This window comes from Cupriavidus necator, assembly GCF_016127575.1.
GTDB classification, from domain to species: Bacteria; Pseudomonadota; Gammaproteobacteria; order Burkholderiales; family Burkholderiaceae; genus Cupriavidus; species Cupriavidus necator_D.
In genome coordinates this window covers 682,700-706,218 of record NZ_CP066018.1, presented here as the reverse complement: position 1 = coordinate 706,218, position 23,519 = coordinate 682,700, and the positions used below count along the sequence as shown (strand labels likewise).

Here is a 23,519-nt window from a genome sequence, read left to right as displayed (position 1 = left end):
CAATGCCTAGTGCGAGAACGGCCCCCGCCCGCGCAGGGCATTGGCAACCATCATCAGTGCCAGCAGGAAGGGCAGTGCCACATACAGGCACCAGTGCACGCGGTCGCCGACGACGTCGCCCCACTTGCGCTTGAAGACCTGCAGCCGCGGCATGCCGGAAGGATTGGTGGCGCGCTTGTTCCGGACATGCCATGCCATCCAGAAAAAGAAGATGGCAAAGGCGACGGACAGGAAATTGATGTTACCCATGTTGGATGGCGATGGTTTTCAGGGTGGTGAATCCGTACAGGGCCTCGAAGCCCTTCTCGCGGCCGTAGCCAGACTGGCCGGTGCCGCCGAAGGGCAGTTCAACGCCGCCGCCGGCACCGTAGTTGTTGATAAAGACCTGGCCCGCGCGCAGCTTGTGCGCCAGGCGCAGCTGGCGCCCGCCGTCGCGGGTCCAGACGCCGGCCACGAGCCCGTAGGGCGTGCCGTTGGCCAGTGCGATGGCTTCGGCCTCGGTGTCGAACGGCATCGCCGCCAGCAGCGGGCCGAACACTTCTTCCTGCGCCAGCCGGTGCGCCGGCGGCACGTCGCGGAACAGCATCGGCACCTGGTAGTAGCCGGCCTCGGGCGCGTCGGCCACGATCTGGCCTTGCGCCATCACGGCCACGCCGGCGTGCTGCGCATCCGAGACAAAGTCCCACACGCGCTGCTGCTGCTTGCGGCTGATCAGTGGCCCGCATTCCAGGTCCAGCTCGGACGGGCCTACGCGCAGCGACTCGAACACCGACGCCAGCCGGTCGAGCAGCGCGTCATAGACCGGCCGCTCCACCAGCAGGCGGCTGCCGGCCGAGCAGGTCTGGCCGGCATTCTGCACGATGCCGTTGACCACCACCGGCACCAGCGTATCCAGGTCGGCATCGGCAAAGACGATCTGCGGCGACTTGCCGCCCAGCTCCAGCGTGACCGGCACGTGGTTCTCGGCGGCCAGCTGGGCCACCTGCTTGCCGGTCTGGGGCGAGCCGGTGAACGAGATATGGTTGATGCCCGGGTGGCGCGCCAGCGCGGCGCCGGCTTCATGGCCGTAGCCGGTGATGATATTGAGCGCGCCTTCGGGCAGGCCGGCATCGGCGGCGATCTCGGCCACGCGCAGCAGCGACAGGCAGGCGTCCTCGGCCGGCTTGACCACGCAGGCATTGCCGGTGGCCAGCGCCGCGCCCACGCTGCGCCCGAAGATCTGCAGCGGGTAGTTCCACGGGATGATGTGGCCGGTCACGCCGTGCGGCTCGCGCACGGTCAGCACGGTGTAGCCGGGGTTGTAGGGGATGGTCTGGCCGTGCAGCTTGTCCACCGCGCCGGCGTAGAACTCGAAATAGCGGGCCACGGCGCGGGCATCGGCGCGCGCCTGGCGCAGCGGCTTGCCGGTGTCGCGGGCCTCGAGCGCGGCCAGTTCGTCCTCGTGCGCGATCAGCGCCACGGCGACGCGGTTGAGCAGGCGCACCCGCTCCGCTGGCGCCATCTGGCCCCAGGCGCCTTCGGCGGCCTGGCGGGCCGCATGGACGGCGACGTTGATATCGGTGGCGTTGCCGCGTGCGATCTCGGCGAACGGCTCGCCGTTGGACGGATCGAAGACCTTGATGCGCAGGCCGTTGTCGGGCGCGATCAGGCGGTTGGCGACGAAGTGCTGGGCGTGCATGGGTGGCTCCGGGGCAGCGGGTGCAACAGGGGGCAGCACGGCGGCTGCGCTTTTCAGTGACGGCTGAAGAATGCGCCATTATCGCCGACACTGGCCAGCGTGCAATGCGCCGTGCCTGGCCCAGCTGTCAGCCTGCGGTCAGGCATGAGCCGCTATAATGCCCGCCATCCAACAACACCGCGCAGGCATCTGGAGAACCGCATGAGCTTCAACCTCGTAACCCCGGGCAAGGACATCCCCAACGATTTCAACGTCATCATCGAGATCTCGGCCCAGAGCGATCCGGTGAAGTACGAGGCAGACAAGGAAACCGGCCTGCTGTTCGTCGACCGCTTTATCGGCACAGGCATGCGCTATCCGGCCAACTATGGCTACATCCCGCAGACGCTGTCGGGCGACGGCGACCCGGTGGATGTGCTGGTGCTGTCGCCGTTCCCGATCCTGGCCGGCGCCGTGGTGCGCTGCCGTGCACTCGGGATGCTGAAGATGACCGACGAGTCGGGCGTGGACGCCAAGCTGGTCGCTGTGCCGCTGGACAAGCTGTCGCCGGCCACCGCCTACATGAAGGGCCTGTCGGACGTGCCGCAGAACCAGCTGGACCAGATCAAGCACTTCTTTGAGCACTACAAGGCACTGGAAGCCGGCAAGTGGGTCAAGGTCGAAGGCTGGGCTGGCATCGAGGAAGCCCACAAGGAAATCACCGACGGCGTGGCCAACTACAAGAAGTAAGCTGAACCGCCGCTGAAGAAGCCCCGCTCCGGCGGGGTTTTTTGTTGCCGCGCGCTTGATGTACGGCAGCATCCGGGCAAGTGCCTTGCGCTACGCTATGCGGGTGCTGACAAGAGGAGTCCCCTATGAATCCCATCACCGAAATCCAGGCATTGCCGCAGGCCTTGTCGCCGCTGCGCCGCTATGACCGGCTGGCGGTGTGCTTCCACTGGGCGGTGTTCCTGCTGGTGGCGCTGGCCTATTCCGCGATCGAGCTGAAGGGCAGTTTTGCCAAGGGCACGCCGCCGCGCGCGCTGGCGATGACAGTCCATGAATGGGCGGGGGCGCTGGTGCTGGTGCTGGCGGTGCCGCGCCTGGTGTGGCGCCTGGTGCGCGGCGCGCCCGCGCCGGAGCCGGGCGCGCGCTGGATGCAGTTGGCCGGCGAGGCCATGCACTGGGTGCTTTACTTGTATATCCTGGCCCAGCCGCTGCTGGGGCTGCTGGCGATGAACGCTGGCGGCCACCTGCTGGCGTTGCCTTCGCTGGGGCTGGAAGTGCCGGCGATGGTGGCGGCCGACCCGGCGCTGAAGGACACCGTCAAGGAGGTCCACGAGACCCTGGGCACCGCCTTCTACCTGGTGATCGGCCTGCACGCGATGGCGTCGCTGTTCCACCACTACATGCTGGGCGACAACACGCTGCGGCGGATGTGGCGCTGAGCGCCGGCTTGCGTGTTCAGGCGCGGGCGAACGGGTTGCGTTCGCTCAGTTCGTCCAGGTAGGCGTCGATGCCCTGGCGCTCGCGCTCAAGGAAGCGCTCGACGGCATCGGCAAAAGCGGGATGCGCCAGCCAGTGGGCCGAGCGCGTCGCCACCGGCAGGAAGCCGCGCGCCATCTTGTGTTCGCCCTGGGCGCCGCCTTCGAAGGTGCGTATGCCTTGCTCGATGCAGAATTCCAGCGGCTGGTAGTACGCGGTTTCGAAGTGCAGGCAGGCGTGGTACTCCAGTGCGCCCCAGTAGCGCCCGTAGAGCGTGCTGACTTCGGGCGTATCGTCATAGACCAGCAGCGAGCTGGCGATAGGCTGGCCCTCGCGCTCGGCGATCACCAGCAGCAGGTGCTGCGGCATGGCGGCGCCGATGCGCCGGAAGAAGTCCAGGTTCAGGTAGGGCGTGGAATGGTGCTCGCGGTAAGTCTGGCGATAGCACCGGTTGAAGAACTTCCACGCATCGTCGTCGATCTGCGCGCCACGCAGGCGCCGGAAGCCGATGCCGGCCTGCGCGACCTGGCGGCGCTCGGCGCGGATGTTCTTGCGCTTTTTCTGCGACAGCGTGGCCAGGAAGTCGTCAAAGCTGCCATAGCCGTCATTGGTCCAGTGGAACTGCACGCCGTGCCGCATCAGCATGCCGGCCTGCTGCATCAGCGCGGCCTCGGCCTCGTCGGGGAACAGGATGTGCAGCGACGACATCTGGCTTTCGGCGGCCAGCGCCAGCGCCATCTGCAGCAGCAGGCGGCGCGCATGGGCGTCTTCGGCCAGCAGCCGCGCGCCGCGCACCGGCGTGAAGGGAATTGCCGCCAGCCATTTGGGGTAGTACTCGAGCCCGTTGCGGGCATAGGCGTCGGCCCAGGCCCAGTCGAAGACATATTCGCCATAGGAATGCGCCTTGGCGTAAAGCGGCATGGCCGCGGCCAGCCGTTCCGGGCGGCCGTCCTTGGCCGGCGCCCACAACGTCAGGTAGCGCGGGTTCCACCCGGTCTCGGCGCAGGCGCTGCCGCTGGTGTGCAGGGCGTGCAGGAAGGCATGCTTCAGGAACGGCGTGGCGTCGGCGTGGTGCGCCACCAGGGCGTCCCAGGCGGCGGCATCGATCTCGCCCAGGTCGGAGATGATTTCGGTACGGTATTCCTGCGCAGGGTCGCCTGCCGACTTGCGCTTGTGCCGTGCCGGCTGGCGCTGGTCCTTGCCCTCGCCGGGCACGCATGATTCAGACTGCATTGCACCAGTTCCCGTCTGTGGATCGATCGAGTCTACCGGAAACGATGCGCCGTTGCTGCGCCGCACGGCAGGGGCGGGCGTCGTAAAATGGAGCATCCTCGTCACCAGTGCTTGCCGAGGCATCCCGGGATGCTTCAGGCGGCGGCATGGTCCGCATGGTTCGATAACCAAGGCCCGATATGAAGAACCCGTTTTTCAACCTGTATTCCCACGGCTTTGCGCGTGTCGCGGTGGGCGTGCCCGTCTGCCGGGTGGCCGACCCGGCCTTCAACGCCGCCGAGACCATTGCCCTGGCGGCGCAGGCGGCCCAGAAGGGCGCCGTGCTGGTTGCGTTCCCGGAGCTGGGCATCTCCGCCTACACCTGCGACGACCTGTTCCACCAGCGCGCGCTGCTGGACGCCTGCGAGGCGGCGCTGGCCACCATCGTCGAGGCCTCGCGCAAGCTGCCGGCGGCGCTGATCGTCGGCATGCCGCTGCGGGTCGAGCACCAGTTGTTCAACTGCGCCGTGGTGGTCGCGCGCGGGCGTATCCAGGGCGTGGTGCCCAAGTCCTACCTGCCGAACTACTGGGAGTTCTACGAGGCGCGCCAGTTCAGCGCCGCCGACAACGCCGCGGTCGAGTCGATCCGGCTGCTGGGCCAGGACGTGCCGTTCGGCGCCGGGCTGCTGTTCGATGTCGAAGACATCCCCGACTTCCGCTTCCACGCAGAAATCTGCGAAGACGTCTGGGTGCCGATCCCGCCGTCGTCGTTCGCGGCGCTGGCCGGGGCCACGGTGCTGGTCAACCTGTCGGCCTCGAATATCGTGGTCGGCAAGGCCGGGTACCGGCACCAGCTGGTCTCGCAGCAGTCGGCACGATGCCTGGCGGCCTACCTGTACACCTCGGCCGGCAAGGGCGAGTCTTCCACCGACCTGGCCTGGGACGGCCAGGCGCTGATCTGCGAGAACGGCGAGCTGCTGGCCGAATCCGAGCGCTTTGCCGATACCTCGCACCTGCTCTGCGCTGATATCGACGTCGAGCGGCTGTCGCGCGAGCGCATGCACCAGGTCACCTTCGGCCACTCGGTGCGCCGGCACAAGGCAGAAGTGGACAAGTTCCGCGTGGTGCGCTTCCCGCTCGACCTGACCCTGGAAAAGTCGCTGCCGCTGGCGCGCAACGTGGCGCGCTTCCCGTACGTGCCGGCCGATCCGCGCCAGCGCGACGAACGCTGCATGGAGGTCTACAACATCCAGGTGCAGGCGCTGGTGCAGCGCCTGTCGGCCAGCAAGATCAGCAAGGTGGTGATCGGCGTGTCGGGCGGGCTGGATTCCACCCACGCGCTGCTGGTCTGCGCCAAGGCGATGGACCGCCTGGGCCTGCCGCGCGCCAATATCCTGGCCTTCACCATGCCGGGCTTCGCCACCAGCGACCGCACGCTGCTGCAGGCGCGCCAGCTGATGCAGGTGGTGGGCTGCACCGCGACCGAGATCGATATCCGGCCGTCGTGCCTGGCCATGCTGAAGGACCTGGGCCACCCATACGCCGCCGGCGAGAAGGTCTACGACGTGACCTTCGAGAACGTGCAGGCCGGCGAGCGTACCAACCACCTGTTCCGGCTGGCCAATTTCCACCACGCCATCGTGATCGGCACCGGCGACCTGAGCGAACTGGCGCTGGGCTGGTGCACCTATGGCGTGGGCGACCACATGTCGCACTACAACGTCAATGCCAGCGTGCCCAAGACGCTGATCTCGCACCTGGTGCGCTGGGTGGCCGAGACCGGGCAGGTGGGCGAGGGCGGTTCCGACGTGCTGCTGGCCGTGCTCGACACCGACATCAGCCCCGAGCTGGTCCCGGGCGACAGCAACCACGGCCCCGAGCAGAAGACCGAGAGCACCATCGGCCCGTATGAGCTGCAGGACTTCAACCTCTACTACACGCTGCGTTTCGGCTTCACGCCGTCCAAGATCGCCTTCCTGGCGCTGCATGCCTGGGGCGACCGCGAGCGCGGCGTCTGGCCCAACGGCCCGCATGTGGTACGCAATCAGTACGGGCTGCCGGAGATCAAGCGCAACCTGGCGATCTTCCTGGACCGTTTCTTCCGCACCAGCCAGTTCAAGCGCTCATGCATCCCGAACGCGCCCAAGGTGGGCTCGGGCGGATCGCTGTCGCCGCGCGGTGACTGGCGCGCGCCGAGCGATTCAGAGTCGGTGGTGTGGTTGGCGGACCTGGAGAAGGTGCCGGACTGAGCGCAGCGCCGGTCGAGCTCCGGCTCTTGGGTGGCGGCTTGTGCACAGTTTCTCCAGTGGCTGTCCACAGGTTTATCCACAGGGCCGGGGCCTGCCCGGATGCGCGCTAGCCAACGCTGCGGCCGCGCTGGCTGTGGGGCAGGCGGAAATGCAAGCGGCCAAGGGCTGGTAAAATGCCACCCGGAGAGCGCCGCGACCGCGGCGATGCGCCGCCAGGCGCGTGAACAAACGATAAACAGGGGCCAGTCATGAAGCAGATTACCGCCATCATCAAACCGTTCAAGCTCGACGAGGTGCGTGAAGCCCTGGCCGACGTCGGCGTGACCGGTCTGACGGTGACCGAAGTGAAGGGATTTGGCCGCCAGAAAGGGCATACCGAGCTCTACCGTGGCGCCGAGTACGTGGTCGACTTCCTGCCCAAGATCAAGATCGAAGTGGTGGTGGCCGAGAACCAGCTGGACACCGTGCTGGACGCCATCGTCAAGGCCGCCCACACCGGCAAGATCGGCGACGGCAAGATCTTCGTCACCGAGATCGAGCGTGTGATCCGCATCCGCACCGGCGAGCAGGACGAAGCCGCGGTCTGAGCCTCGGGCCAGGATAGAGAAACGCCGCCTTGCAGGGCGGCGTTTTCATTGGTGGGTGCGGTTCAGCTGGGCAGCTTCCACCCGTAGCGCACCGACACCAGCCGCATGGCGATGATCGCCACTGCCCCGGTCAGCAGCGCCGCTTCCTGCTGCACCGCCAGCCAGGTCATGCCGACATAGATCCAGCAGCCGACAAAGGAGCAGGTGGCGTAGGGCGAGCGGTCGCGCAGGATCATCGGCACCTCGTTGCACAGCACGTCCCGCACCACGCCGCCGAACACGGCCGAGATGATGCCCATCATCACCGCCACGGTGGGCGTCATCTGCGCCACCAGCGCCAGCGAGGCGCCGGTCACCGAGAACAGCCCCAGCCCGATCGCGTCGGCCACGATCATGGCCCGGTCCGAGGCCACGCGGCTGACCACGCGCAGCACGAACGAGGCGCCGAACGACATCACGAAGATCAGCAGCACGTAGCCTTCGTGGTCGACCCAGTAGAACGGGCGCCGGTCCAGCAGCACGTCGCGCACGGTGCCGCCGCCAAAGGCGGTGGCAAAGGCCACCACGAAGGTGCCGACCACGTCCAGGCGCTGCTTGCGCGCGTCGACCACGCCCGAGACCGCGAAGGCGAGCACGCCGATCACCTCCATGATGTGGAGGATCAGGGGCAGCCGCCCCATCAGCAATTCAAGCGGAACGTGCATCCGTGGCGATGCGTCAGGTGCGCGGCTGGCGCAGCAGCACCATCAGCGCGCCGGCGCCGCCTTCGGCCTCGCGCGCCTGCACGAAGGCGAGCACTTCCTCCTTCTGCACCAGCCAGCTGCGCACCTTGCCCTTGAGCACTGGCAGCTTGTCGGGCGAGCCCAGGCCCTTGCCGTGGATCACGCGCACGCAGCGCACGCCGTTGCGCACCGAGCGGCGCAGGAACTCGGCCAGCGCCTCGCGCGCCTCGTCGCTGCGCAGGCCGTGCAGGTCGACCTTGTCCTGCGCCACCCATTCGCCGCGGCGCAGCTTGCGGATCACGTCCATGCCGATGCCGGGCCGGCGGAACGACAGGGTCTCGTCGGTTTCCAGCAGGCTTTCCACGTCGAAATCATCGGACAGCGAGGCCGCCAGCACGGCTTCGTCGTTGCGGCGCGACTGCACCGGCACCGGGGCGGGCTTGCTGGCGGGCAGGGGGGCGCGGTTGCGGTCGCGCAGCTGGCTGACCTGGCCCACGCTGGTGCGGAAGACGTCGGCCTCTTCACGGGCGCGCCGGGCGGCCTGCTCGGCGGCCACGCGCTCGGCTTCGCGGCGCTCGGTATCGGCCTTGAGGGTGTCGCGCAGCCTGGCAAGGTCGTTCAGGCCGAAACGTTGGGGCGGTCGGTCGGGTTTGCTGGCGCCGTGCGTCATTGAAAAATCTCCGGGGGCTCGGCGCAGATTATATCGACTGGCGGGGCGGCAGGAGATGCCGCAGGGGACGCGCCGGCGGGCCGTGGCGGCCCGGCCGGCGGAGGGGCGTGCTTACTTCAGGGCTTCAACAAAGCGCTGGGCGTCCAGCGCGGCCATGCAGCCCGTGCCGGCGCTGGTGATGGCCTGGCGGTAGACATGGTCCTGCACGTCGCCGGCGGCAAACACGCCCGGCACGCTGGTGGCGGTGGCGTCGCCCTGCAGGCCCGACTTGGTCACCAGGTAGCCGTTTTCCATGGCCAGCTGGCCTTCGAACAGGTCGGTGTTGGGCTTGTGGCCGATGGCGATGAACACGCCCGCCAGCTTCAGGTCCTCGGCCTGGCCGGTCTTGGTGCCGCGCACGCGGATGCCGGTCACGCCGGATTCATCGCCCAGCACCTCGTCCAGCACGCTGTCGTAGCGGATCACCACGCGGCCTTCCTTTTCACGCTGCAGCAGGCGGTCGACCAGGATAGGCTCGGCGCGGAAGCTGTCGCGGCGGTGGATCACGGTGACCTTGCTGGCGATATGCGACAGGTACAGCGCCTCTTCCACGGCGGTGTTGCCGCCACCGACCACGGCCACTTCCTGGTTCTTGTAGAAGAAGCCGTCGCAGGTGGCGCAGGCCGACACGCCGCGGCCCATGAAGGACTCTTCGGACGGCAGGCCCAGGTACTGCGCCGAGGCGCCGGTGGCGATGATCAGCGCGTCGCACGTATATTCACCGGCGTCGCCGATCAGGCGGAAGGGGCGGGCCGGCTGGCCGTTGTCGTCCACCAGCTTGGCGGTGTGGATGTGATCGAAGATGATTTCGGTCTTGAATTCCTCGGCGTGCGCCAGCAGGCGCTGCATCAGTTCAGGACCCTGGACGCCCTTGGCATCGCCCGGCCAGTTCTCGACGTCCGTGGTGGTCATCAGCTGGCCGCCCTGTGCCAGGCCGGTGATCAGCACCGGTTCCAGGTTGGCGCGGGCCGCGTAGACCGCGGCGGTATAGCCGGCGGGACCAGAACCGAGAATCAGCACTTTTGCGTGTTTTGCCATGATGCGTTCCTGTGGCCGGTGCGGCATGCTGCCCACCGGCATTGCTCGAAAGCGACATTATAAGAGGAGCCGCATTTGCTCACTGTTGCAAATTCCAATGAGTGCGATAGTCTCGGGCCACGTTAAAATGGCCGCCACGATGACCGTCAGTCACCTGGTGAGCAACCACTGACCGCTGCCGGCATCGGCCCGAAACGCATCCGGAATCACCTTACACGCGAGTCTTAACCAGGCATGGCCCGAGCTACCACGACCACCCGCACCGATCCCTCAGCCTTGCCATCCCGCATCGGCAAACTGCTGGGAGAGGTCCGCTGGTTCCTGCTGCTGGCCGTCACGCTGGGTTTCCTGTGCGTGCTGGCCAGCTACAGCAAGACCGATCCCGGCTGGTCGCATGCCAACCAGGTGGCCGATATCCACAACCTGGGCGGGCGCGTCGGCGCCTGGGTGGCCGACGTGCTGTTCTTCATCTTCGGCTTTTCCGCCTACTGGCTGGCGGTGCTGCTGGTGCGCCGCTGCTGGCGCGGCTGGCGCACGCTGACCGCCGAGCTGCCCGAGCGCGCGGACCCCGGCCTGCACCGCCAGGGCGTGACCGTCAGCTGGATCGGCTTTGGTCTGACCCTGTTCTCCAGCATGGGCCTGGAGGCGATCCGCATGTACCCGTTGCGCGCCGCGCTGCCGCGCGCGCCGGGCGGGGTGCTGGGCGATCTGCTGGGCGGCTGGCTGCAGGTGGCGCTGGGTTTCACCGGCGCGACCCTGCTGTTGTTGCTGCTGCTGGCGATCGGGCTGTCGCTGTTCTTCCATTTCTCCTGGCTGACCGTGGCCGAGCACGTCGGCGGCTTTGTCGAGACCCTGTTCCTGGGCTTCAAGGCCCGCCGCGAGAGCAAGCAGGACCGCATCATCGGCGAGGCCGCCAAGACCGAGCGCAAAGAAACCGTCGAGGTGCAGCGCGTGCGCATCGAAGAGGCGGCGCCGGTGCAGATCGTGCGCCCGCAGGCAGTGCCCAAGCATGAGCGCGTCGAGCGTGAGAAGCAGCAGCCGCTGTTTGCCGATATCCAGGACTCGGACCTGCCGCCGCTGTCGCTGCTGGACCCGATTCCGCCGCACCAGGAAACCGTCAGCGCCGAGACTCTGGAGTTCACCTCGCGCCTGATCGAAAAAAAGCTCAAGGACTTCGGCGTCGAGGTCAAGGTGGTGGCGGCCTACCCGGGCCCGGTCATCACGCGGTATGAGATCGAGCCGGCCACCGGCGTCAAGGGCAGCCAGGTGGTGAACCTGGCGCGCGACCTGGCGCGCTCGCTGTCGCTGGTGTCGATCCGCGTGGTCGAGACCATCCCGGGCAAGAACTACATGGGGCTGGAGCTGCCCAACCCGAAGCGCCAGACCGTGCGCCTGTCGGAAATCCTCGGCTCGCAGGTCTACAACGAGAGTTCGTCCAGCCTGACCATGGCGCTGGGCAAGGACATCGCCGGCAAGCCGATGGTGGCCGACCTGGCCCGCATGCCGCACTGCATGGTGGCCGGCACCACCGGCTCGGGCAAGTCGGTCGGCATCAACGCGATGATCCTGTCGCTGCTGTACAAGGCCAAGGCGGAAAGCGTACGCCTGATCCTGATCGACCCGAAGATGCTCGAAATGAGCGTCTACGAGGGCATCCCGCACCTGCTGTGCCCGGTGGTGACCGACATGCGCCAGGCCGGCAATGCCCTGAACTGGGCGGTCGGCGAGATGGAGCGCCGCTACAAGCTGATGAGCAAGCTGGGCGTGCGCAACCTGGCCGGCTACAACAAAAAGATCGACGAGGCCGCGGCCCGCGAAGAAAAGATCCCCAACCCGTTCAGCCTGACCCCGGACGCCCCGGAGCCGCTGGACCGGCTGCCCACCATCGTCATCGTCATCGACGAGCTGGCCGACCTGATGATGGTGGTCGGCAAGAAGGTGGAAGAGCTGATCGCCCGCATCGCGCAGAAGGCGCGCGCGGCCGGCCTGCACCTGGTGCTGGCCACGCAGCGTCCGTCGGTGGACGTGATCACCGGCCTGATCAAGGCCAATGTGCCGACCCGGATCGCGTTCCAGGTCAGCAGCAAGATCGACTCGCGCACCATCCTCGACCAGCAGGGCGCCGAAGCGCTGCTGGGCATGGGCGACATGCTCTACCTGGCGCCGGGCACCGGCCTGCCGGTGCGCGTGCACGGCGCCTTTGTCTCGGACGAGGAAGTCCACCGCGTGGTGGAAAAGCTCAAGGAATCCGGCGAAGCCAACTACATCGAGGGCATCCTCGAAGGCGGCCTGACCGATGACGCCGGCGGCGGCGACGGGTTTGGCGGCGGTGCCGGCATTGGCGGCGGCGGCGGCGAGGCCGATCCGCTGTACGACCAGGCGGTCGAGGTGGTGCTGAAGAACCGGCGCGCGTCAATCTCGCTGGTGCAGCGCCACCTGCGCATCGGCTACAACCGTGCCGCGCGGCTGCTGGAGGATATGGAGAAGGCAGGGCTGGTGTCGGCGATGTCGGGCAACGGCAATCGTGACATTCTGGCGCAGGGTGGCGGTGCGGCCGCGCGTGACGATGACTGAGCGCTGCCAGCGCTCCTCCCATGCGGCCTGTGATGTGTGCTAGCGGCGCTTGAGCAGCACGTCGAGCTTCGTGTTGATGGTTTCAAATTGCTTGTCGAAGCGCACTTCCAGGCGCTCGATGCGCGCATCGGCCGCATCGAGGCGATCCGTGAGGCGGCGGTCCATCTCGGTCATCCCGGTGGCGAGCGGCGCGGTGGCCTTGTCGACCTTGTCTTGCGTGGTCTCATTCAGCCATGTCATCACGGAAAAGACAACATCGCCGCAGATCAGGCGCGGTTCCCGCGGTGTCTGCCGTAATATCCGGTTACCCGCGAGCGCGGGCCGTGTGGAATCCTCCGGCTGCCGCCTGCTCTAAACAGACAAGTTGCCCGTGCAGCGGCCTACAGCGTTGGGCGCAGCACACGCGGCGACGCCCTCCATAACTACCAGGACCCGAACCATGCGCAACCGCATCATCGTGTCGGCCTGCGCCGCGCTGGCGATGTTTGCCATCCAGGCGCCGGCCCATGCCGCAGCCACTGACCAGTTGCAGAGCTTTGTCACCGGCGTGAAGAGCGCGCGCGGCGAATTCACGCAGCGCCAGGTCAAGGGGCAGGGCGCCAACGGCAAGGTGACCGGCACCTCCAGCGGCACCTTTGTGTTCTCGCGCCCGGGCAAGTTCACCTGGCGCTATACCAAGCCCTACGACCAGCTGCTGCAGGCCGACGGCCAGACCCTGTACATCTATGACAAGGACCTGAACCAGGTCACCGAGCGCAAGCTCGACGGCGCACTCGGCTCCAGCCCGGCGGCGATCCTGTTCGGCAGCAACGACCTGGAAAAGAACTTCGTGGTCAAGAACGGCCCGACGCGCGACGGCGTAGAGTGGCTGGAGCTGACGCCCAAGGCCAAGGACACGCAGTTCGAGCGCATCGGCATCGGCTTCAAGGCCGGCAATCTTGAAGCCATGGAACTGCGCGACGCGTTCGGCAACACCACCCTGCTGACCTTCACGGGCATGCAGAAGAACCCGCCGCTGGCGGCCGATGCATTCCGGTTTACGGTGCCCAAGGGCGCCGATGTGATGAAGCAGTGAGGCCCGCCATGAACGATCCGCAGGAAGGTCCCGCAGTCACCATCCGTTCGCGGCGCAGCCAGCACGCCGTGTTGCTGGCCAGTGCCGGCGCGCTGCTGTTGGCGGCATGTGCCAGCAGCGGCGGCGGCGCCAGCAAGTTCGATGTCGATTCCTTCCTGCGCGCACCGGACTCGGGATTGCCCGAAGTGCTGGGCAATTCTGGCTTTCTCAAGGCCACGCGCGTGTCCGCCACCGAGTGCGCGGTGATGCTGCAGTCGGCCAGCACCGGCGTGCTGGAAGACCTGCCGCCCAGCAGCAATGCGCGCGGCCCGGCCTGGCTGTTGCATCCGAAGGGCCAGCCGGACCAGGTATGGCTGGTGGTCAGCGAGTCCGGCGGCGAGCGCACCTGCCATGGGCCGCTGCCGGCCGACGCCATGCAGGCGCTGGCCGCCCGGGCCAAGGGCTGAACCCGAGGCGCCGCCGTCAGTGCGGCTTGATGGCGATCTTCAGCACGCCGTCGCGCTGGTTGGCGAACAGGTCGTAGGCCGCGACGATGTCGTCCAGCCTGTACTGGTGCGTCACCAGCGCTCCCAGGTCGACCCGCCCCGACTCGATCACATTGATCAGCCGCCGCATGCGTTCCTTGCCGCCGGGGCACAGCGCGGTGTTGATCTTGTGGTCGCCCAGCCCCGCGGCGAAAGCCGACAGCGGAATGGTCAGGTCGCTTGAATAGACCCCCAGGCTGGACAGCGTGCCGCCGGGCTTGAGCACGCGCAGCGACTGCTCGAAGGTTGCCTGCGTGCCCAGCGCCTCGATCGAGGCATCCACGCCGCGCCCGCCGGTCAGCTTCATGACCTCGTCCACCACGTCGCAGTTGCGGAAGTTCAGGACCACGTCCGCGCCCATCTTGCGCGCGATCTCCAGCCGGTGGTCGTTGCCGTCGATGGCGATGATGGTGGTGGCGCCGCACAGCCGCGCGCCGGCGGTCGCGCATAGCCCGATCGGGCCCTGCGCGAACACGGCCACGGTGTCGCCGATGCGGATATTGGCGTTTTCCGCGCCCTTGAAGCCGGTGGACATGATGTCGGGGCACATCAGCACCTGCTCGTCGGTGAGGCCATCGGGGATTGGCGTCAGGTTGGCCTGGGCGTCGGGCACCAGCACGTATTCCGCCTGGGTACCGTCGATCATGTTGCCGAAGCGCCAGCCCGCGGTCGCCTTGTAGCCGTGGCAGCCGCACTGGCCGCTGGCCATCAGGTAGCTGCCATCCTGCGAGGCCACGCCGTCCTGCGCCGCGTAGGAGTTGAAGTTGGGGCAGATTGCGCCGGCGATCACGCGCTGGCCTTCGCGGTATCCCGTCACCGCGCTGCCGAGCTTTTCAATGATGCCGACGGGCTCATGGCCCACGGTCAGGCCCTTCGCCACCGGGTACTCACCCTTGAGGATGTGCACGTCGGTGCCGCAGATGGTGGTGGTGGTGATACGCACCAGGGCATCGTTGGGGCCGATATCCGGGATCGGCTTGTCTGCCAGTTCGATCCGGCCAGGCTCGACAAAAACGGCGGCTTTCATCATTGCGGTCATGCGTTGCTCCCAGGGAAGGCGCAGAGGGATGCGCGGTGGGTGGAGTGGTGCGGGACGTTGCCGGCCCGCTTACTCACTGATAGCACGCATGGCTTATAGCTCGGTTTATCCAGATCAAGCCGAAGCCACACTGAAAATGTGCGCAATACAGCGTAATCTGGCAAAAGTTTCATATCGGTGTGCAAAGAAGCTGAACGCCGCGGTGTGCCGCGTGTCCCAGCATCCTCATACTCGCCAAATCCATCAGGAGAACGACATGATTGCGAAGCGAACCATCCGGCGTTGGCTGCGCCAGTCCGCCATGCTGGCGGCGGGCGGGGCCCTGCTGGCGGCTTGCGCGGCGCCCGCGCCGACCGGCCCGCAAGGCGCGCGTGGCACGCCGGAGGGCTGTGCCGCCGACAAGCTGGCCGACGATGCCTTGGTCGGCAAGCCCGAGGCCGAAGCCATCGGCCTGCTGCAGGGCTGCGCGTGGCGACTGGGCGAGCGCGACGGCCAGCAGTTCCCCGGCACCATGGACTACAACCCGCAACGCCGCACGCTGGGCGTCAAGGCTGGCAAGGTGGTCTGGGTACGCCGCGGCTGAGATTTCGGCGCCCGCCTTGCCGGTTCGTCTTCGCACAGGGGGCGATTACGTTAGTGCGGGCATCTCCCTGGAATTGATCGGTCAACGGGCGTCAACATGACAGAAATGTAATTTGACCGCCTGAACAAGAATCAATATTGTTTCCCGCTGACCGGAATCCAATAACCGGGCGGCCTCGGGGTCCCCGGCGGCTGCCCAAACCATGCTGGGGAGCCATCCGCGTGAAGACCACTATCCGAACCTTGCTGCCGCGCGCTGCGGCGCTGGCCCTGCTGACCCTGCCGCTCGCCGCTGCGGCGCAGGAAAAGGTGCTCAACCTCTACACCGCGCGTCACTACCAGACGGACGAAGCGCTGTACGCCAACTTCACCAAGCAGACCGGCATCAAGATCAACCGCATCGAAGGCCAGGAAGACCCGCTGCTGGAGCGTATCCGCAATGAAGGCGCCAACAGCCCGGCGGACGTGTTCATCACGGTGGATATCGGCCGCCTGTGGCGCGCCCAGCAGGCTGGCGTGTTTGCGCCGGTAAAGTCGAAGGCGCTGGAATCGCGCATCCCGGCCAACTATCGCGACCCCAATGGCGAATGGTTCGGCTTCTCGGCGCGCGGCCGCGTGATTGCCTACAACAAGACCGCGGTCAAGGCCGGCGATATCGCCAGCTATGAAGACCTGGCCGATCCCAAGTGGAAGGGCAAGGTCTGCACGCGTTCCAGCGGCCATGTCTACAACCTGTCGCTGGTCTCCAGCCTGATCGCCCACGATGGCGAGGCACGCACCGAGCAGTGGGCGCGCGGCGTGGCCGCCAACCTGGCGCGCGTGCCCAAGGGCGGAGACACCGACCAGCTCAAGGCGGTTGCCGCCGGCGAGTGCGACGTGGCCATCGCCAACACCTATTACATCGCGCGTCTGCTGAAGTCGACCAAGCCGGAAGACAAGGCCGTGGCCGACAAGCTGGGCGTGCTTTGGCCGAACCAGTCGAGCCAGGGCGTGCACATGAACGTCTCGGGCGGCGGCATGCTCAAGCATGCGCCCAACAAGGAAGCGGCGGTCAAGTTCCTGGAGTACCTGGCCAGCGACGAGGCGCAGCGCTACTTTGCCGACGGCAACAACGAATGGCCGGTGGTGCAGGGCGTGAAGGTCAGCAACCCGGCGCTGGAAGCGCTGGGCACGTTCAAGGCCGACACCATCAACGTGGCCGAGCTGGGCAAGTACCAGCCGCAAGCGCAGAAGCTGGTGGACCGCGCCGGTTTCAAGTAAGCCGCCACGGCCTTTGCAGTAGGGGCGGTTCCTGCTACAGCAGGAACCGCTTGTTCCCAGTCACCTGCGTGGGCTCCAGCTTGCGGAACGTCAGCTTCACGCTGCTGTTGAGCCGCCGCCCCGCCTGTCGCCGCACCAGTGCGCGGTGCAGCAGGCCCTTGTGGCCGACCGTGCCTTCGGCATAAGGCTGGTCCGAGGTCCCGCCCAACGCCATCGCGGCCAGTGCCTGGTTGCGTTCGGCCGCACTCTTTTCCAGCAGCTTGTCCAGCGCCATGCGGGCGCGCACCTGCGCGGCCAGCGCGATGTCGCCGGGATTGGCGCGGGCGCGCTCGGCGTCCCACGGCAGTTGCACCTTGCCGGCAACGCGGCGCAGCGCGGCGCGCAGTTCGGCGCCATCCATCCGGGTTTCCTGCACGATCCAGACGGCGTCATGGCGCAGCACCGCTTCGGCATCGGCCATGCGGCGCACCAGCGCGGGCTGCAGCTCGGGCGACGAGAACTGCCGCGCGCGGCGGATCGCGTTGAGCGCGATGCGTCGCACCTGCGGGTTGGCGTGATCGAACAGGTCGGCGATGACGCGCGCGGCGGTGTCGGCCGAATCGACCATCTCGGCCAGCTGTCCGGCCAGCGAGACTTCTTCCACGCCGCTCAGCTTGTTGCGGCTCAGCCGGTTCAACTTGAACAGCAGGATGTGATATCGCAGCATAGGTTCTTGCGCGGCAGGCCTGCCGCTGTTCGCTCCCGGGCGAACGCCGGGCCATAAGAGGCTATCGGCGCGTTGTGGCGCGACTTTAGGGCAAGAAGCGTGGGAGGCTCAGCGCTGCGCTTCGCGCCGGATCGTGCGCGACAGCACGATCACCGGCAGCAGGCCCACGGCCACGATCACCAGCGAGGCGGTGGCGGCCTCGGTCAGGCGCTCGTCGGCAGCGAGGTTGTAGGCCTGCACGGCCAGCGTGTCGAAGTTGAACGGGCGCATCACGAAGGTGGCCGGCAACTCCTTCATCACGTCGACAAAGACGATCAGTGCCGCGGTCAGCAGGCTGCCTCGCAGCATCGGGAAATGCACGCGCCGCAGCGTGGCGCCGGGGCCGTGGCCCAGGCTGCGCGCGGCCGCATCCATGCTGGGGGTGATCTTGCCCAGCCCGGCATTGACGGTCTGCAGCGCCACGCCCAGGAAGCGCACCAGCAGCGCATAGACCAGCGCGGCGATGCCGCCGGTCAGCAGCAGCCCCACCGAGAGCCCGAACTGCTGCTGCAGCCAGGCCGACAGCGCGTTGTCGAGCCGCGCCACCGGCACCAGCACGCCCACGGCAATGACCGAGCCCGGCAGCGCATAACCCATGCCGCACAGCCGCGTCAGGCCGCGCATCAGCCAACTGCGCTTGCCGTTGGCCGCGCGCGCGGCGTAGCCCACCGCCAGCGCGACCGTCACCGCGGCCAGCGCGGTGGCGCTGGCCAGCAGGAAGCTGTTGCGCACCAGCCCGACAAAGCGCGCGCCGAACTGCGCATCGCCGTCGGTGAAGGCCATGCGGCACAGCATCAGCGCGGGAATCAGGAAGCCCAGCAGCACCGGCACCATGCATACGGCCAGCGCCAGCCAGCCGCGCGCGCCGTCCAGCGTCCAGGCCACGGCGCGGCGCTGGTTGCCGTAGACCTGCGCGCGGCCGCGGCTGGCGCGCTCCATCAGCAGGATGGCGGCGACGAACAGCAGCATGCATGCCGACAGCTGCGCCGCGGCGTTCTTGTCGCCAAGCGAGAACCAGGCGCGGTAGATGCCAGTGGAGAAAGTCGGGATGGCAAAGTAGGCGACGGTGCCGAAGTCGGCCAGCGTTTCCATCATTGCCAGCGCGGTGCCGGCAACGATGCCGGGGCGAGCCAGCGGCAGCACCACGCGCCAGAGCCTGCTCCAGGTGCCGTGGCCGAGCAGGCGCGCGGCCTCCAGCGTGTTCTGGGTCTGCTGCAGGAAGGCGGCGCGCGCGGTCAGGTAGACGTAGGGATACAGCACCAGCGAGAACAGGGCGATGGCGCCGCCCAGCGAGCGGATATCTGGAAACCAGTACTCGCGCGCCTTCCAGCCGGTCAGCTCGCGCAACCAGCCCTGCACCGGCCCGGCAAACTGCAGCGCGTCGGTGTAGGCATAGGCGATCACGTAGGCGGGCATCGCCATCGGCAAGACCAGCGCCCATTCCATCACGGCGTGGCCCGGGAAACGGTAGGTCGATACCAGCCAGGCGGTGGTCACCCCCAGCAGCAATACCCCCACGGCGACGCCGCACAGCAGCCAGACGGTGTTGAGCACGTATTCCGCCAGCACCGTGTCGATCAGGTGGCGCCAGGTGTCGCCGGCGGGCAGCAGCACGGCCGAGGCGATCACCAGCACCGGCACGGCGATCAGCAGCGCCATCACCAGGGTGGCCAGGGTCAGGGGATGGAAGCGGCGGCGGCTGGACAGGAGCATGCGTCGGAAAGTGGGCGGAAGTGCCGCGCACAGCGTGCGGCTGCCGCATTCTAGCAATGTGGGGCACGCATTTGCCCCGAAAGGCGCTCACGGCCCCCGGCCGCGTCCCTATAATGCGCACATGCGAACCGATTCCTATTCACGCTTGCCCGGCGCCCAGGCCCGCAGCCGGCCGGCGACCCGCGCAGGCGTTGCTGACGTCACTGGCGCTGGCGCCGCTGTCATCGAGGTCGACCATATCCGTCACGCTTTTGGCCGCCATGTGGTGGTCAAGGGGCTGTCGTTCTCGGTGGCGCGCGGCAATATCGCCTGCCTGCTGGGGCCCAGCGGCTGCGGCAAGACCACGGTGCTGCGTGCCATCGCCGGTTTCGAGCCGCTGCAGGACGGCCGCATCGTGCTGGACGGGCAGGTCGTGTCGTCGTCCGGGGCGATGCTGGCGCCGGAGCAGCGCCGCATCGGCATGGTGTTCCAGGACTATGCACTGTTCCCGCACCTGGACGTGGCGGCCAACGTGGGTTTCGGCCTGGTGCGCGCCAGCCGCGCCGGGCGCGCGGCGCGCGTGGACGAGGTGCTGCAGCTGGTCGGACTGGCCGGCGCGGGCCGCAAATATCCGCATGAGCTTTCCGGCGGCCAGCAGCAGCGCGTGGCGTTGGCGCGCGCGCTGGCACCGCGCCCGGAGCTGCTGCTGCTCGACGAGCCGTTCTCCAACCTCGACGTCGACCTGCGCGAACGCCTGAGCCTGGAGGTGCGCGCGATCCTGAAGGCGCAGGGCACCACCGCGATCCTGGTCACCCACGACCAGCACGAGGCCTTTGCCATGGCCGACGAGATCGGCGTCATGCACGACGGGGTGATCGAGCAGTGGGGCAGCGCGCACGACCTCTACCACCGGCCGACATCGCGCTTTGTCGCGGGCTTTATCGGGCAGGGCGTGCTGATGGCGGGGCGGTTGCGCGAGACCGCGGAGATTGAACTGGAACTAGGCCTGCTGCGCCCCGCGGCGCCGCTGGCGCTGCCCGCTGGCGCCGCCGTAGACGTGCTGGTGCGCCCCGATGACATCATCCACGACGACGCCAGCCCGATGCGCGCCGAGGTGGTCCACAAGGCCTTCCGCGGCGCCGAGATCCTGTACACGCTGCGCCTGGCCAGCGGCGGCCGCGTACTGGCGCTGGTGCCGTCCCACCACAACCATGCCGTGGGCGAGCGCATCGGCATCCGTGTCGAGATCGAGGATGTGGTGGCATTTGCCGCCTAGCGTGCCACGCAGGGGCAGGGCGCCGATGGTCTACACTGTGGCGTTCTGCATTCACAAGGCTTGAATACCGTGGCGGACACGCTGTTTTCCGATACTCCCGACCGTTCCCGGCAACCGCTGGCCGAGCGCCTGCGCCCGCGCACCATCGACGAGGTGATCGGGCAACAGCACCTGCTCGGTGCGGGCAAGCCGCTGCGCGTGGCGTTCGAGTCCGGCGAGCCGCATTCGATGATCCTGTGGGGCCCTCCGGGCGTGGGCAAGACCACGCTGGCGCGGCTGATGGCCAGTGCCTTCGACGCCGAGTTCATCGCGCTGTCGGCGGTGCTGTCGGGGGTCAAGGACATCCGTGAGGCGGTCGAGCGCGCCGAGCAGTTTCGCGCGCACGGCCGGCGCACGCTGGTGTTCGTCGACGAAGTCCACCGTTTCAACAAGAGCCAGCAGGATGCCTTCCTGCCGCATGTGGAAAGCGGGCTCTTCACCTTTATCGGCGCCACCACCGAGAACCCCTCGTTCGAAGTCAACGGTGCCTTGTTGTCGCGCGCTGCGGTCTATGTGCTCAAGAGCCTGGACGATGCCGAGCTGACCCAGCTGGCGCTGCGCGCCAGCGAAGAACTCGGCGCACAGGCGGGCGACCTGAGCTGGCAGGACGAAGCACTGCAGCTGATCGTGGCCTCGGCCGATGGCGACGGGCGCAAGCTGCTGAACAATATCGAGATCGTGGCGCGTGCCGCGCGCACCGCCGGCGCCGCGCAGATCGATACCGCGCTGCTGGGCAGCGCGCTGTCGGAAAACCTGCGCCGCTTCGACAAGGGCGGCGACGCCTTCTACGACCAGATCAGCGCGCTGCACAAGTCCGTGCGCGGCTCGGACCCGGACGCGGCGCTGTACTGGTTCTGCCGCATGATCGACGGCGGCGCCGACCCGCGCTACCTGGCGCGGCGCATCGTGCGCATGGCATGGGAGGATATCGGCCTGGCCGATCCCCGTGCCGCCCGCATCACGCTGGACGCGGCCGAGACCTATGAGCGCCTTGGCTCGCCCGAGGGCGAGCTGGCGCTGGGTCAGGCCCTGATCTACCTGGCCGTGGCGCCCAAGTCCAACGCCGGCTACAACGCCTACAACGCGGCGCGCGCCTTCGTCGCCAAGGACAAGTCGCGCGCGGTGCCGGTGCACCTGCGCAACGCGCCGACCAAGCTGATGAAGGAGCTTGGCCACGGCCACGCCTACCGCTACGCGCACGACGAGCCCGAGGCCTACGCCGCCGGCGAGCACTACTTCCCGGACGACCTCAAGGCCCAGGACTGGTACCAGCCGGTGCCGCGCGGGCTGGAGGGCAAGATCGCCGAGAAGCTGCGCCACCTGCGCGAGCTGGATGCCGCCTGGCATCGCGAGCAGCGCGTGGCCAAGCCAAAGGACGGCGGCAAGGGCGGGGAGTGAGCGGTGGCGTGAGCCGGCAACACGGCGCTGGCCTGGCATCGCCCGGTTCGCGCCGGACGGGGCCGGTGCAGTAAAATGGCGGGTCCGCCGGCATGTCGCTGGCCCTGCACTTCACCAAAGCAACATGCTCGACATCCAGCTGTTCCGCAAAGACATCGACGCCGTGGCGCAACGCCTTGCCACGCGCGGCTACCAACTCGACGTTGCGGCGTTCCAGGCACTTGAGGCCGAACGCAAGCAACTGCAGACCCAGACCGAGGAACTGCAGGCGCGCCGCAACAGCCTGTCCAAGCAGATCGGCATGCTCAAGGGCAAGGGCGAGGACGCCTCGGCCGTGATGGCGGAAGTTGGCGGCATCGGCGACACGCTCAAGGCCTCGGCCGCGCGGCTGGACGAGATCCAGGCGCACCTGGCCGAGCTGATGCTGGCCATCCCCAACCTGCCGCATGAAAGCGTGCCGGTGGGCAACGACGAAACCCAGAACGTTGAAGTGCGCCGCGTGGGCGAGCCGCGCCAGTTTGACTTCGCCGTGCGCGATCACGTCGACGTGGGCGATAAGCTGGGCCTGGACTTCGACACCGCGGTCAAGGTCACCGGTTCGCGCTTCTCGATGTTGCGCGGCGGCCTGGCGCGCATGAACCGCGCGCTGGTCCAGCTGATGCTCGACACCCATACGCAGGAACACGGCTACACCGAGATGTACGTGCCGTACATGGTCAACGCCGCCTCGATGCGCGGCACCGGCCAGCTGCCCAAGTTCGAGGAAGACCTGTTCAAGGTGCCGCGCAAGGTCGGCAGCGAAGACGGCGAGCGCATCGAGAACTTCTACCTGATCCCGACCGCCGAGGTGCCGCTGACCAATATCGTGCGCGACGCCATCGTCGCCGGCGAGAAGCTGCCGCTGCGCTTTGTCGCGCATACGCCGTGCTTCCGCTCGGAGGCCGGCTCGTATGGCAAGGACACGCGCGGCATGATTCGCCAGCACCAGTTCGACAAGGTCGAGCTGGTGCAGGTGGTGCCGGCCGCGCAGTCGTTCGAGGCGCTGGAACAACTGACCGGCCACGCCGAGGCAATCCTGAAGAAGCTGGAGCTGCCGTTCCGCACCATCGTGCTGTGCACCGGCGACATGGGCTTCGGCAGCACCAAGACCTACGACCTCGAAGTGTGGATCCCCGCGCAGAACACCTACCGCGAGATCAGCTCGTGCTCGAATATGGGCGACTTCCAGGCGCGCCGCATGCAGGCGCGCATGCGCGCGGGGCAGGGCAAGCCGGAGCTGGTGCACACCCTCAACGGCTCCGGGCTGGCCGTGGGCCGCACGCTGGTGGCGATCCTTGAGAACTACCAGAACGCAGACGGCTCGGTCACCGTGCCGGCCGCGCTGCAGCCGTACATGGGCGGCATCACCCGCCTGGAACCGGAGATGTAAAGCGAACCGAAAAAATCCGCTGCCAGCCTATTGCATCGGCTGGCCGGACATGGCTATAATTTCGGTTTCGCCACACGGCAACAAGTTACCGGAGAGGTGGCAGAGTGGTCGAATGTACCTGACTCGAAATCAGGCGTACCGGCGACGGTACCGTGGGTTCGAATCCCACCCTCTCCGCCAAAACAAGAAGCTGTCGGAATCGACCACCGGCAGGCAACAACAGTGTA

Annotated in this window: 22 protein-coding genes and 1 tRNA gene; 13 read left to right on the top strand and 10 right to left on the bottom strand. The window is 67.5% G+C overall.

Annotated features, from left to right (window positions below; genetic code table 11):
- Positions 1–6 precede the first annotated feature (6 nt).
- Positions 7–249 carry a hypothetical protein gene (locus tag I6H87_RS03315; RefSeq protein WP_010813008.1) on the bottom strand — a complete coding sequence of 81 codons (243 nt, stop codon included), beginning with the start codon at positions 247–249 and terminating at the stop codon, positions 7–9.
- Entirely contained in the window at positions 242–1,678 is a 1,437-nt protein-coding gene (locus tag I6H87_RS03310) for an aldehyde dehydrogenase family protein (protein ID WP_010813007.1), read from the bottom strand. The genes I6H87_RS03315 and I6H87_RS03310 overlap by 8 nt, the downstream gene beginning before the upstream one ends.
- A 201-nt stretch (positions 1,679–1,879) precedes the next feature.
- Here I6H87_RS03310 and ppa point away from each other — a divergent pair, with 201 nt between their 5' ends.
- On the top strand, positions 1,880–2,407 hold the full coding sequence (gene ppa, locus I6H87_RS03305) for an inorganic diphosphatase (protein WP_010813006.1): 528 nt from the start codon (positions 1,880–1,882) through the stop codon (positions 2,405–2,407).
- Between the two features lie 125 nt (positions 2,408–2,532).
- Positions 2,533–3,105: a cytochrome b gene (locus I6H87_RS03300; RefSeq protein ID WP_010813005.1), complete on the top strand. Its 573-nt coding sequence runs from the start codon at positions 2,533–2,535 to the stop codon at positions 3,103–3,105.
- Positions 3,106–3,121: 16 nt separating this feature from the next.
- Here I6H87_RS03300 and I6H87_RS03295 read toward each other — a convergent pair whose 3' ends face one another.
- The gene (locus I6H87_RS03295) at positions 3,122–4,375 is read right to left on the bottom strand and encodes a GNAT family N-acetyltransferase (RefSeq protein ID WP_011614675.1); all 1,254 of its coding nucleotides are present in this window, start codon (positions 4,373–4,375) and stop codon (positions 3,122–3,124) included.
- A gap of 179 nt (positions 4,376–4,554) precedes the next feature.
- Between I6H87_RS03295 and I6H87_RS03290 the strand changes: the two genes are divergently transcribed.
- Both I6H87_RS03290 and glnK read left to right on the top strand, forming a co-directional pair.
- Positions 4,555–6,603, top strand: a complete 2,049-nt coding sequence (locus tag I6H87_RS03290; RefSeq protein WP_010813003.1) for an NAD(+) synthase — start codon at positions 4,555–4,557, stop codon at positions 6,601–6,603.
- Positions 6,604–6,851: 248 nt separating this feature from the next.
- Positions 6,852–7,190 (top strand): P-II family nitrogen regulator, encoded by a 339-nt coding sequence (gene glnK / locus I6H87_RS03285; protein WP_006162803.1) that lies wholly within the window; start codon positions 6,852–6,854, stop codon positions 7,188–7,190.
- Between the two features lie 62 nt (positions 7,191–7,252).
- Here glnK and I6H87_RS03280 read toward each other — a convergent pair whose 3' ends face one another.
- The 3 genes from I6H87_RS03280 to trxB all read right to left on the bottom strand — a co-directional run bounded on the left by I6H87_RS03280 (position 7,253) and on the right by trxB (position 9,659).
- Positions 7,253–7,894: a trimeric intracellular cation channel family protein gene (locus tag I6H87_RS03280; RefSeq protein ID WP_011614676.1), complete on the bottom strand. Its 642-nt coding sequence runs from the start codon at positions 7,892–7,894 to the stop codon at positions 7,253–7,255.
- 13 nt (positions 7,895–7,907) lie between these two features.
- Positions 7,908–8,582: a Smr/MutS family protein gene (locus I6H87_RS03275; RefSeq protein ID WP_010813001.1), complete on the bottom strand. Its 675-nt coding sequence runs from the start codon at positions 8,580–8,582 to the stop codon at positions 7,908–7,910.
- A gap of 111 nt (positions 8,583–8,693) precedes the next feature.
- Positions 8,694–9,659 (bottom strand): thioredoxin-disulfide reductase, encoded by a 966-nt coding sequence (gene trxB / locus I6H87_RS03270; RefSeq protein WP_010813000.1) that lies wholly within the window; start codon positions 9,657–9,659, stop codon positions 8,694–8,696.
- 234 nt (positions 9,660–9,893) lie between these two features.
- On the opposite strand from trxB, the gene I6H87_RS03265 reads away from it, so the two are divergent.
- The gene (locus I6H87_RS03265) at positions 9,894–12,233 is read left to right on the top strand and encodes a DNA translocase FtsK (protein ID WP_011614678.1); all 2,340 of its coding nucleotides are present in this window, start codon (positions 9,894–9,896) and stop codon (positions 12,231–12,233) included.
- A gap of 39 nt (positions 12,234–12,272) precedes the next feature.
- Here the strand turns inward: I6H87_RS03265 and I6H87_RS03260 are convergent, their stop codons facing one another.
- Positions 12,273–12,473, bottom strand: a complete 201-nt coding sequence (locus I6H87_RS03260) for a hypothetical protein (protein ID WP_010812998.1) — start codon at positions 12,471–12,473, stop codon at positions 12,273–12,275.
- 199 nt (positions 12,474–12,672) lie between these two features.
- Between I6H87_RS03260 and lolA the strand changes: the two genes are divergently transcribed.
- Together lolA and I6H87_RS03250 are read left to right on the top strand one after the other, a co-directional pair.
- Entirely contained in the window at positions 12,673–13,308 is a 636-nt protein-coding gene (gene lolA / locus I6H87_RS03255; protein ID WP_010812997.1) for an outer membrane lipoprotein chaperone LolA, read from the top strand.
- Positions 13,309–13,316: 8 nt separating this feature from the next.
- On the top strand, positions 13,317–13,754 hold the full coding sequence (locus tag I6H87_RS03250) for a hypothetical protein (protein WP_011614679.1): 438 nt from the start codon (positions 13,317–13,319) through the stop codon (positions 13,752–13,754).
- 16 nt (positions 13,755–13,770) lie between these two features.
- Here I6H87_RS03250 and I6H87_RS03245 read toward each other — a convergent pair whose 3' ends face one another.
- The gene (locus I6H87_RS03245; protein WP_010812995.1) at positions 13,771–14,871 is read right to left on the bottom strand and encodes an NAD(P)-dependent alcohol dehydrogenase; all 1,101 of its coding nucleotides are present in this window, start codon (positions 14,869–14,871) and stop codon (positions 13,771–13,773) included.
- Positions 14,872–15,127: 256 nt separating this feature from the next.
- Between I6H87_RS03245 and I6H87_RS03240 the strand changes: the two genes are divergently transcribed.
- Positions 15,128–15,454 carry a hypothetical protein gene (locus I6H87_RS03240; protein ID WP_010812994.1) on the top strand — a complete coding sequence of 109 codons (327 nt, stop codon included), beginning with the start codon at positions 15,128–15,130 and terminating at the stop codon, positions 15,452–15,454.
- A gap of 221 nt (positions 15,455–15,675) precedes the next feature.
- Complete coding sequence (locus I6H87_RS03235; RefSeq protein ID WP_011614680.1) at positions 15,676–16,713, top strand: Fe(3+) ABC transporter substrate-binding protein; 1,038 nt, start codon at positions 15,676–15,678, stop codon at positions 16,711–16,713.
- 34 nt (positions 16,714–16,747) lie between these two features.
- Here I6H87_RS03235 and I6H87_RS03230 read toward each other — a convergent pair whose 3' ends face one another.
- The gene (locus tag I6H87_RS03230; protein ID WP_010812992.1) at positions 16,748–17,419 is read right to left on the bottom strand and encodes a hypothetical protein; all 672 of its coding nucleotides are present in this window, start codon (positions 17,417–17,419) and stop codon (positions 16,748–16,750) included.
- 108 nt (positions 17,420–17,527) lie between these two features.
- On the bottom strand, positions 17,528–19,171 hold the full coding sequence (locus I6H87_RS03225) for an ABC transporter permease (protein ID WP_010812991.1): 1,644 nt from the start codon (positions 19,169–19,171) through the stop codon (positions 17,528–17,530).
- A gap of 121 nt (positions 19,172–19,292) precedes the next feature.
- Between I6H87_RS03225 and I6H87_RS03220 the strand changes: the two genes are divergently transcribed.
- The 4 genes from I6H87_RS03220 to I6H87_RS03205 all read left to right on the top strand — a co-directional run bounded on the left by I6H87_RS03220 (position 19,293) and on the right by I6H87_RS03205 (position 23,472).
- Complete coding sequence (locus tag I6H87_RS03220) at positions 19,293–20,426, top strand: ABC transporter ATP-binding protein (RefSeq protein ID WP_081225771.1); 1,134 nt, start codon at positions 19,293–19,295, stop codon at positions 20,424–20,426.
- Positions 20,427–20,495: 69 nt separating this feature from the next.
- The gene (locus I6H87_RS03215; protein WP_011614682.1) at positions 20,496–21,863 is read left to right on the top strand and encodes a replication-associated recombination protein A; all 1,368 of its coding nucleotides are present in this window, start codon (positions 20,496–20,498) and stop codon (positions 21,861–21,863) included.
- 124 nt (positions 21,864–21,987) lie between these two features.
- On the top strand, positions 21,988–23,292 hold the full coding sequence (gene serS, locus I6H87_RS03210; RefSeq protein ID WP_011614683.1) for a serine--tRNA ligase: 1,305 nt from the start codon (positions 21,988–21,990) through the stop codon (positions 23,290–23,292).
- Positions 23,293–23,382: 90 nt separating this feature from the next.
- Positions 23,383–23,472 (top strand) — tRNA-Ser (locus I6H87_RS03205).
- Positions 23,473–23,519 lie beyond the last annotated feature (47 nt).

Excerpts from the sequence above, each read along its gene's own strand:
- I6H87_RS03315 (WP_010813008.1), bottom strand. The coding sequence starts at position 249 with ATGGGTAACATCAATTTCCTGTCCGTCGCCTTTGCCATCTTCTTTTTC.
- I6H87_RS03310 (WP_010813007.1), bottom strand. The coding sequence starts at position 1,678 with ATGCACGCCCAGCACTTCGTCGCCAACCGCCTGATCGCGCCCGACAAC.
- ppa (WP_010813006.1), top strand. The coding sequence starts at position 1,880 with ATGAGCTTCAACCTCGTAACCCCGGGCAAGGACATCCCCAACGATTTC.
- I6H87_RS03300 (WP_010813005.1), top strand. The coding sequence starts at position 2,533 with ATGAATCCCATCACCGAAATCCAGGCATTGCCGCAGGCCTTGTCGCCG.
- I6H87_RS03295 (WP_011614675.1), bottom strand. The coding sequence starts at position 4,375 with ATGCAGTCTGAATCATGCGTGCCCGGCGAGGGCAAGGACCAGCGCCAG.
- I6H87_RS03290 (WP_010813003.1), top strand. The coding sequence starts at position 4,555 with ATGAAGAACCCGTTTTTCAACCTGTATTCCCACGGCTTTGCGCGTGTC.
- glnK (WP_006162803.1), top strand. The coding sequence starts at position 6,852 with ATGAAGCAGATTACCGCCATCATCAAACCGTTCAAGCTCGACGAGGTG.
- I6H87_RS03280 (WP_011614676.1), bottom strand. The coding sequence starts at position 7,894 with ATGCACGTTCCGCTTGAATTGCTGATGGGGCGGCTGCCCCTGATCCTC.
- I6H87_RS03275 (WP_010813001.1), bottom strand. The coding sequence starts at position 8,582 with ATGACGCACGGCGCCAGCAAACCCGACCGACCGCCCCAACGTTTCGGC.
- trxB (WP_010813000.1), bottom strand. The coding sequence starts at position 9,659 with ATGGCAAAACACGCAAAAGTGCTGATTCTCGGTTCTGGTCCCGCCGGC.
- I6H87_RS03265 (WP_011614678.1), top strand. The coding sequence starts at position 9,894 with ATGGCCCGAGCTACCACGACCACCCGCACCGATCCCTCAGCCTTGCCA.
- I6H87_RS03260 (WP_010812998.1), bottom strand. The coding sequence starts at position 12,473 with ATGACATGGCTGAATGAGACCACGCAAGACAAGGTCGACAAGGCCACC.
- lolA (WP_010812997.1), top strand. The coding sequence starts at position 12,673 with ATGCGCAACCGCATCATCGTGTCGGCCTGCGCCGCGCTGGCGATGTTT.
- I6H87_RS03250 (WP_011614679.1), top strand. The coding sequence starts at position 13,317 with ATGAACGATCCGCAGGAAGGTCCCGCAGTCACCATCCGTTCGCGGCGC.
- I6H87_RS03245 (WP_010812995.1), bottom strand. The coding sequence starts at position 14,871 with ATGACCGCAATGATGAAAGCCGCCGTTTTTGTCGAGCCTGGCCGGATC.
- I6H87_RS03240 (WP_010812994.1), top strand. The coding sequence starts at position 15,128 with ATGATTGCGAAGCGAACCATCCGGCGTTGGCTGCGCCAGTCCGCCATG.
- I6H87_RS03230 (WP_010812992.1), bottom strand. The coding sequence starts at position 17,419 with ATGCTGCGATATCACATCCTGCTGTTCAAGTTGAACCGGCTGAGCCGC.
- I6H87_RS03225 (WP_010812991.1), bottom strand. The coding sequence starts at position 19,171 with ATGCTCCTGTCCAGCCGCCGCCGCTTCCATCCCCTGACCCTGGCCACC.
- I6H87_RS03220 (WP_081225771.1), top strand. The coding sequence starts at position 19,293 with ATGCGAACCGATTCCTATTCACGCTTGCCCGGCGCCCAGGCCCGCAGC.
- serS (WP_011614683.1), top strand. The coding sequence starts at position 21,988 with ATGCTCGACATCCAGCTGTTCCGCAAAGACATCGACGCCGTGGCGCAA.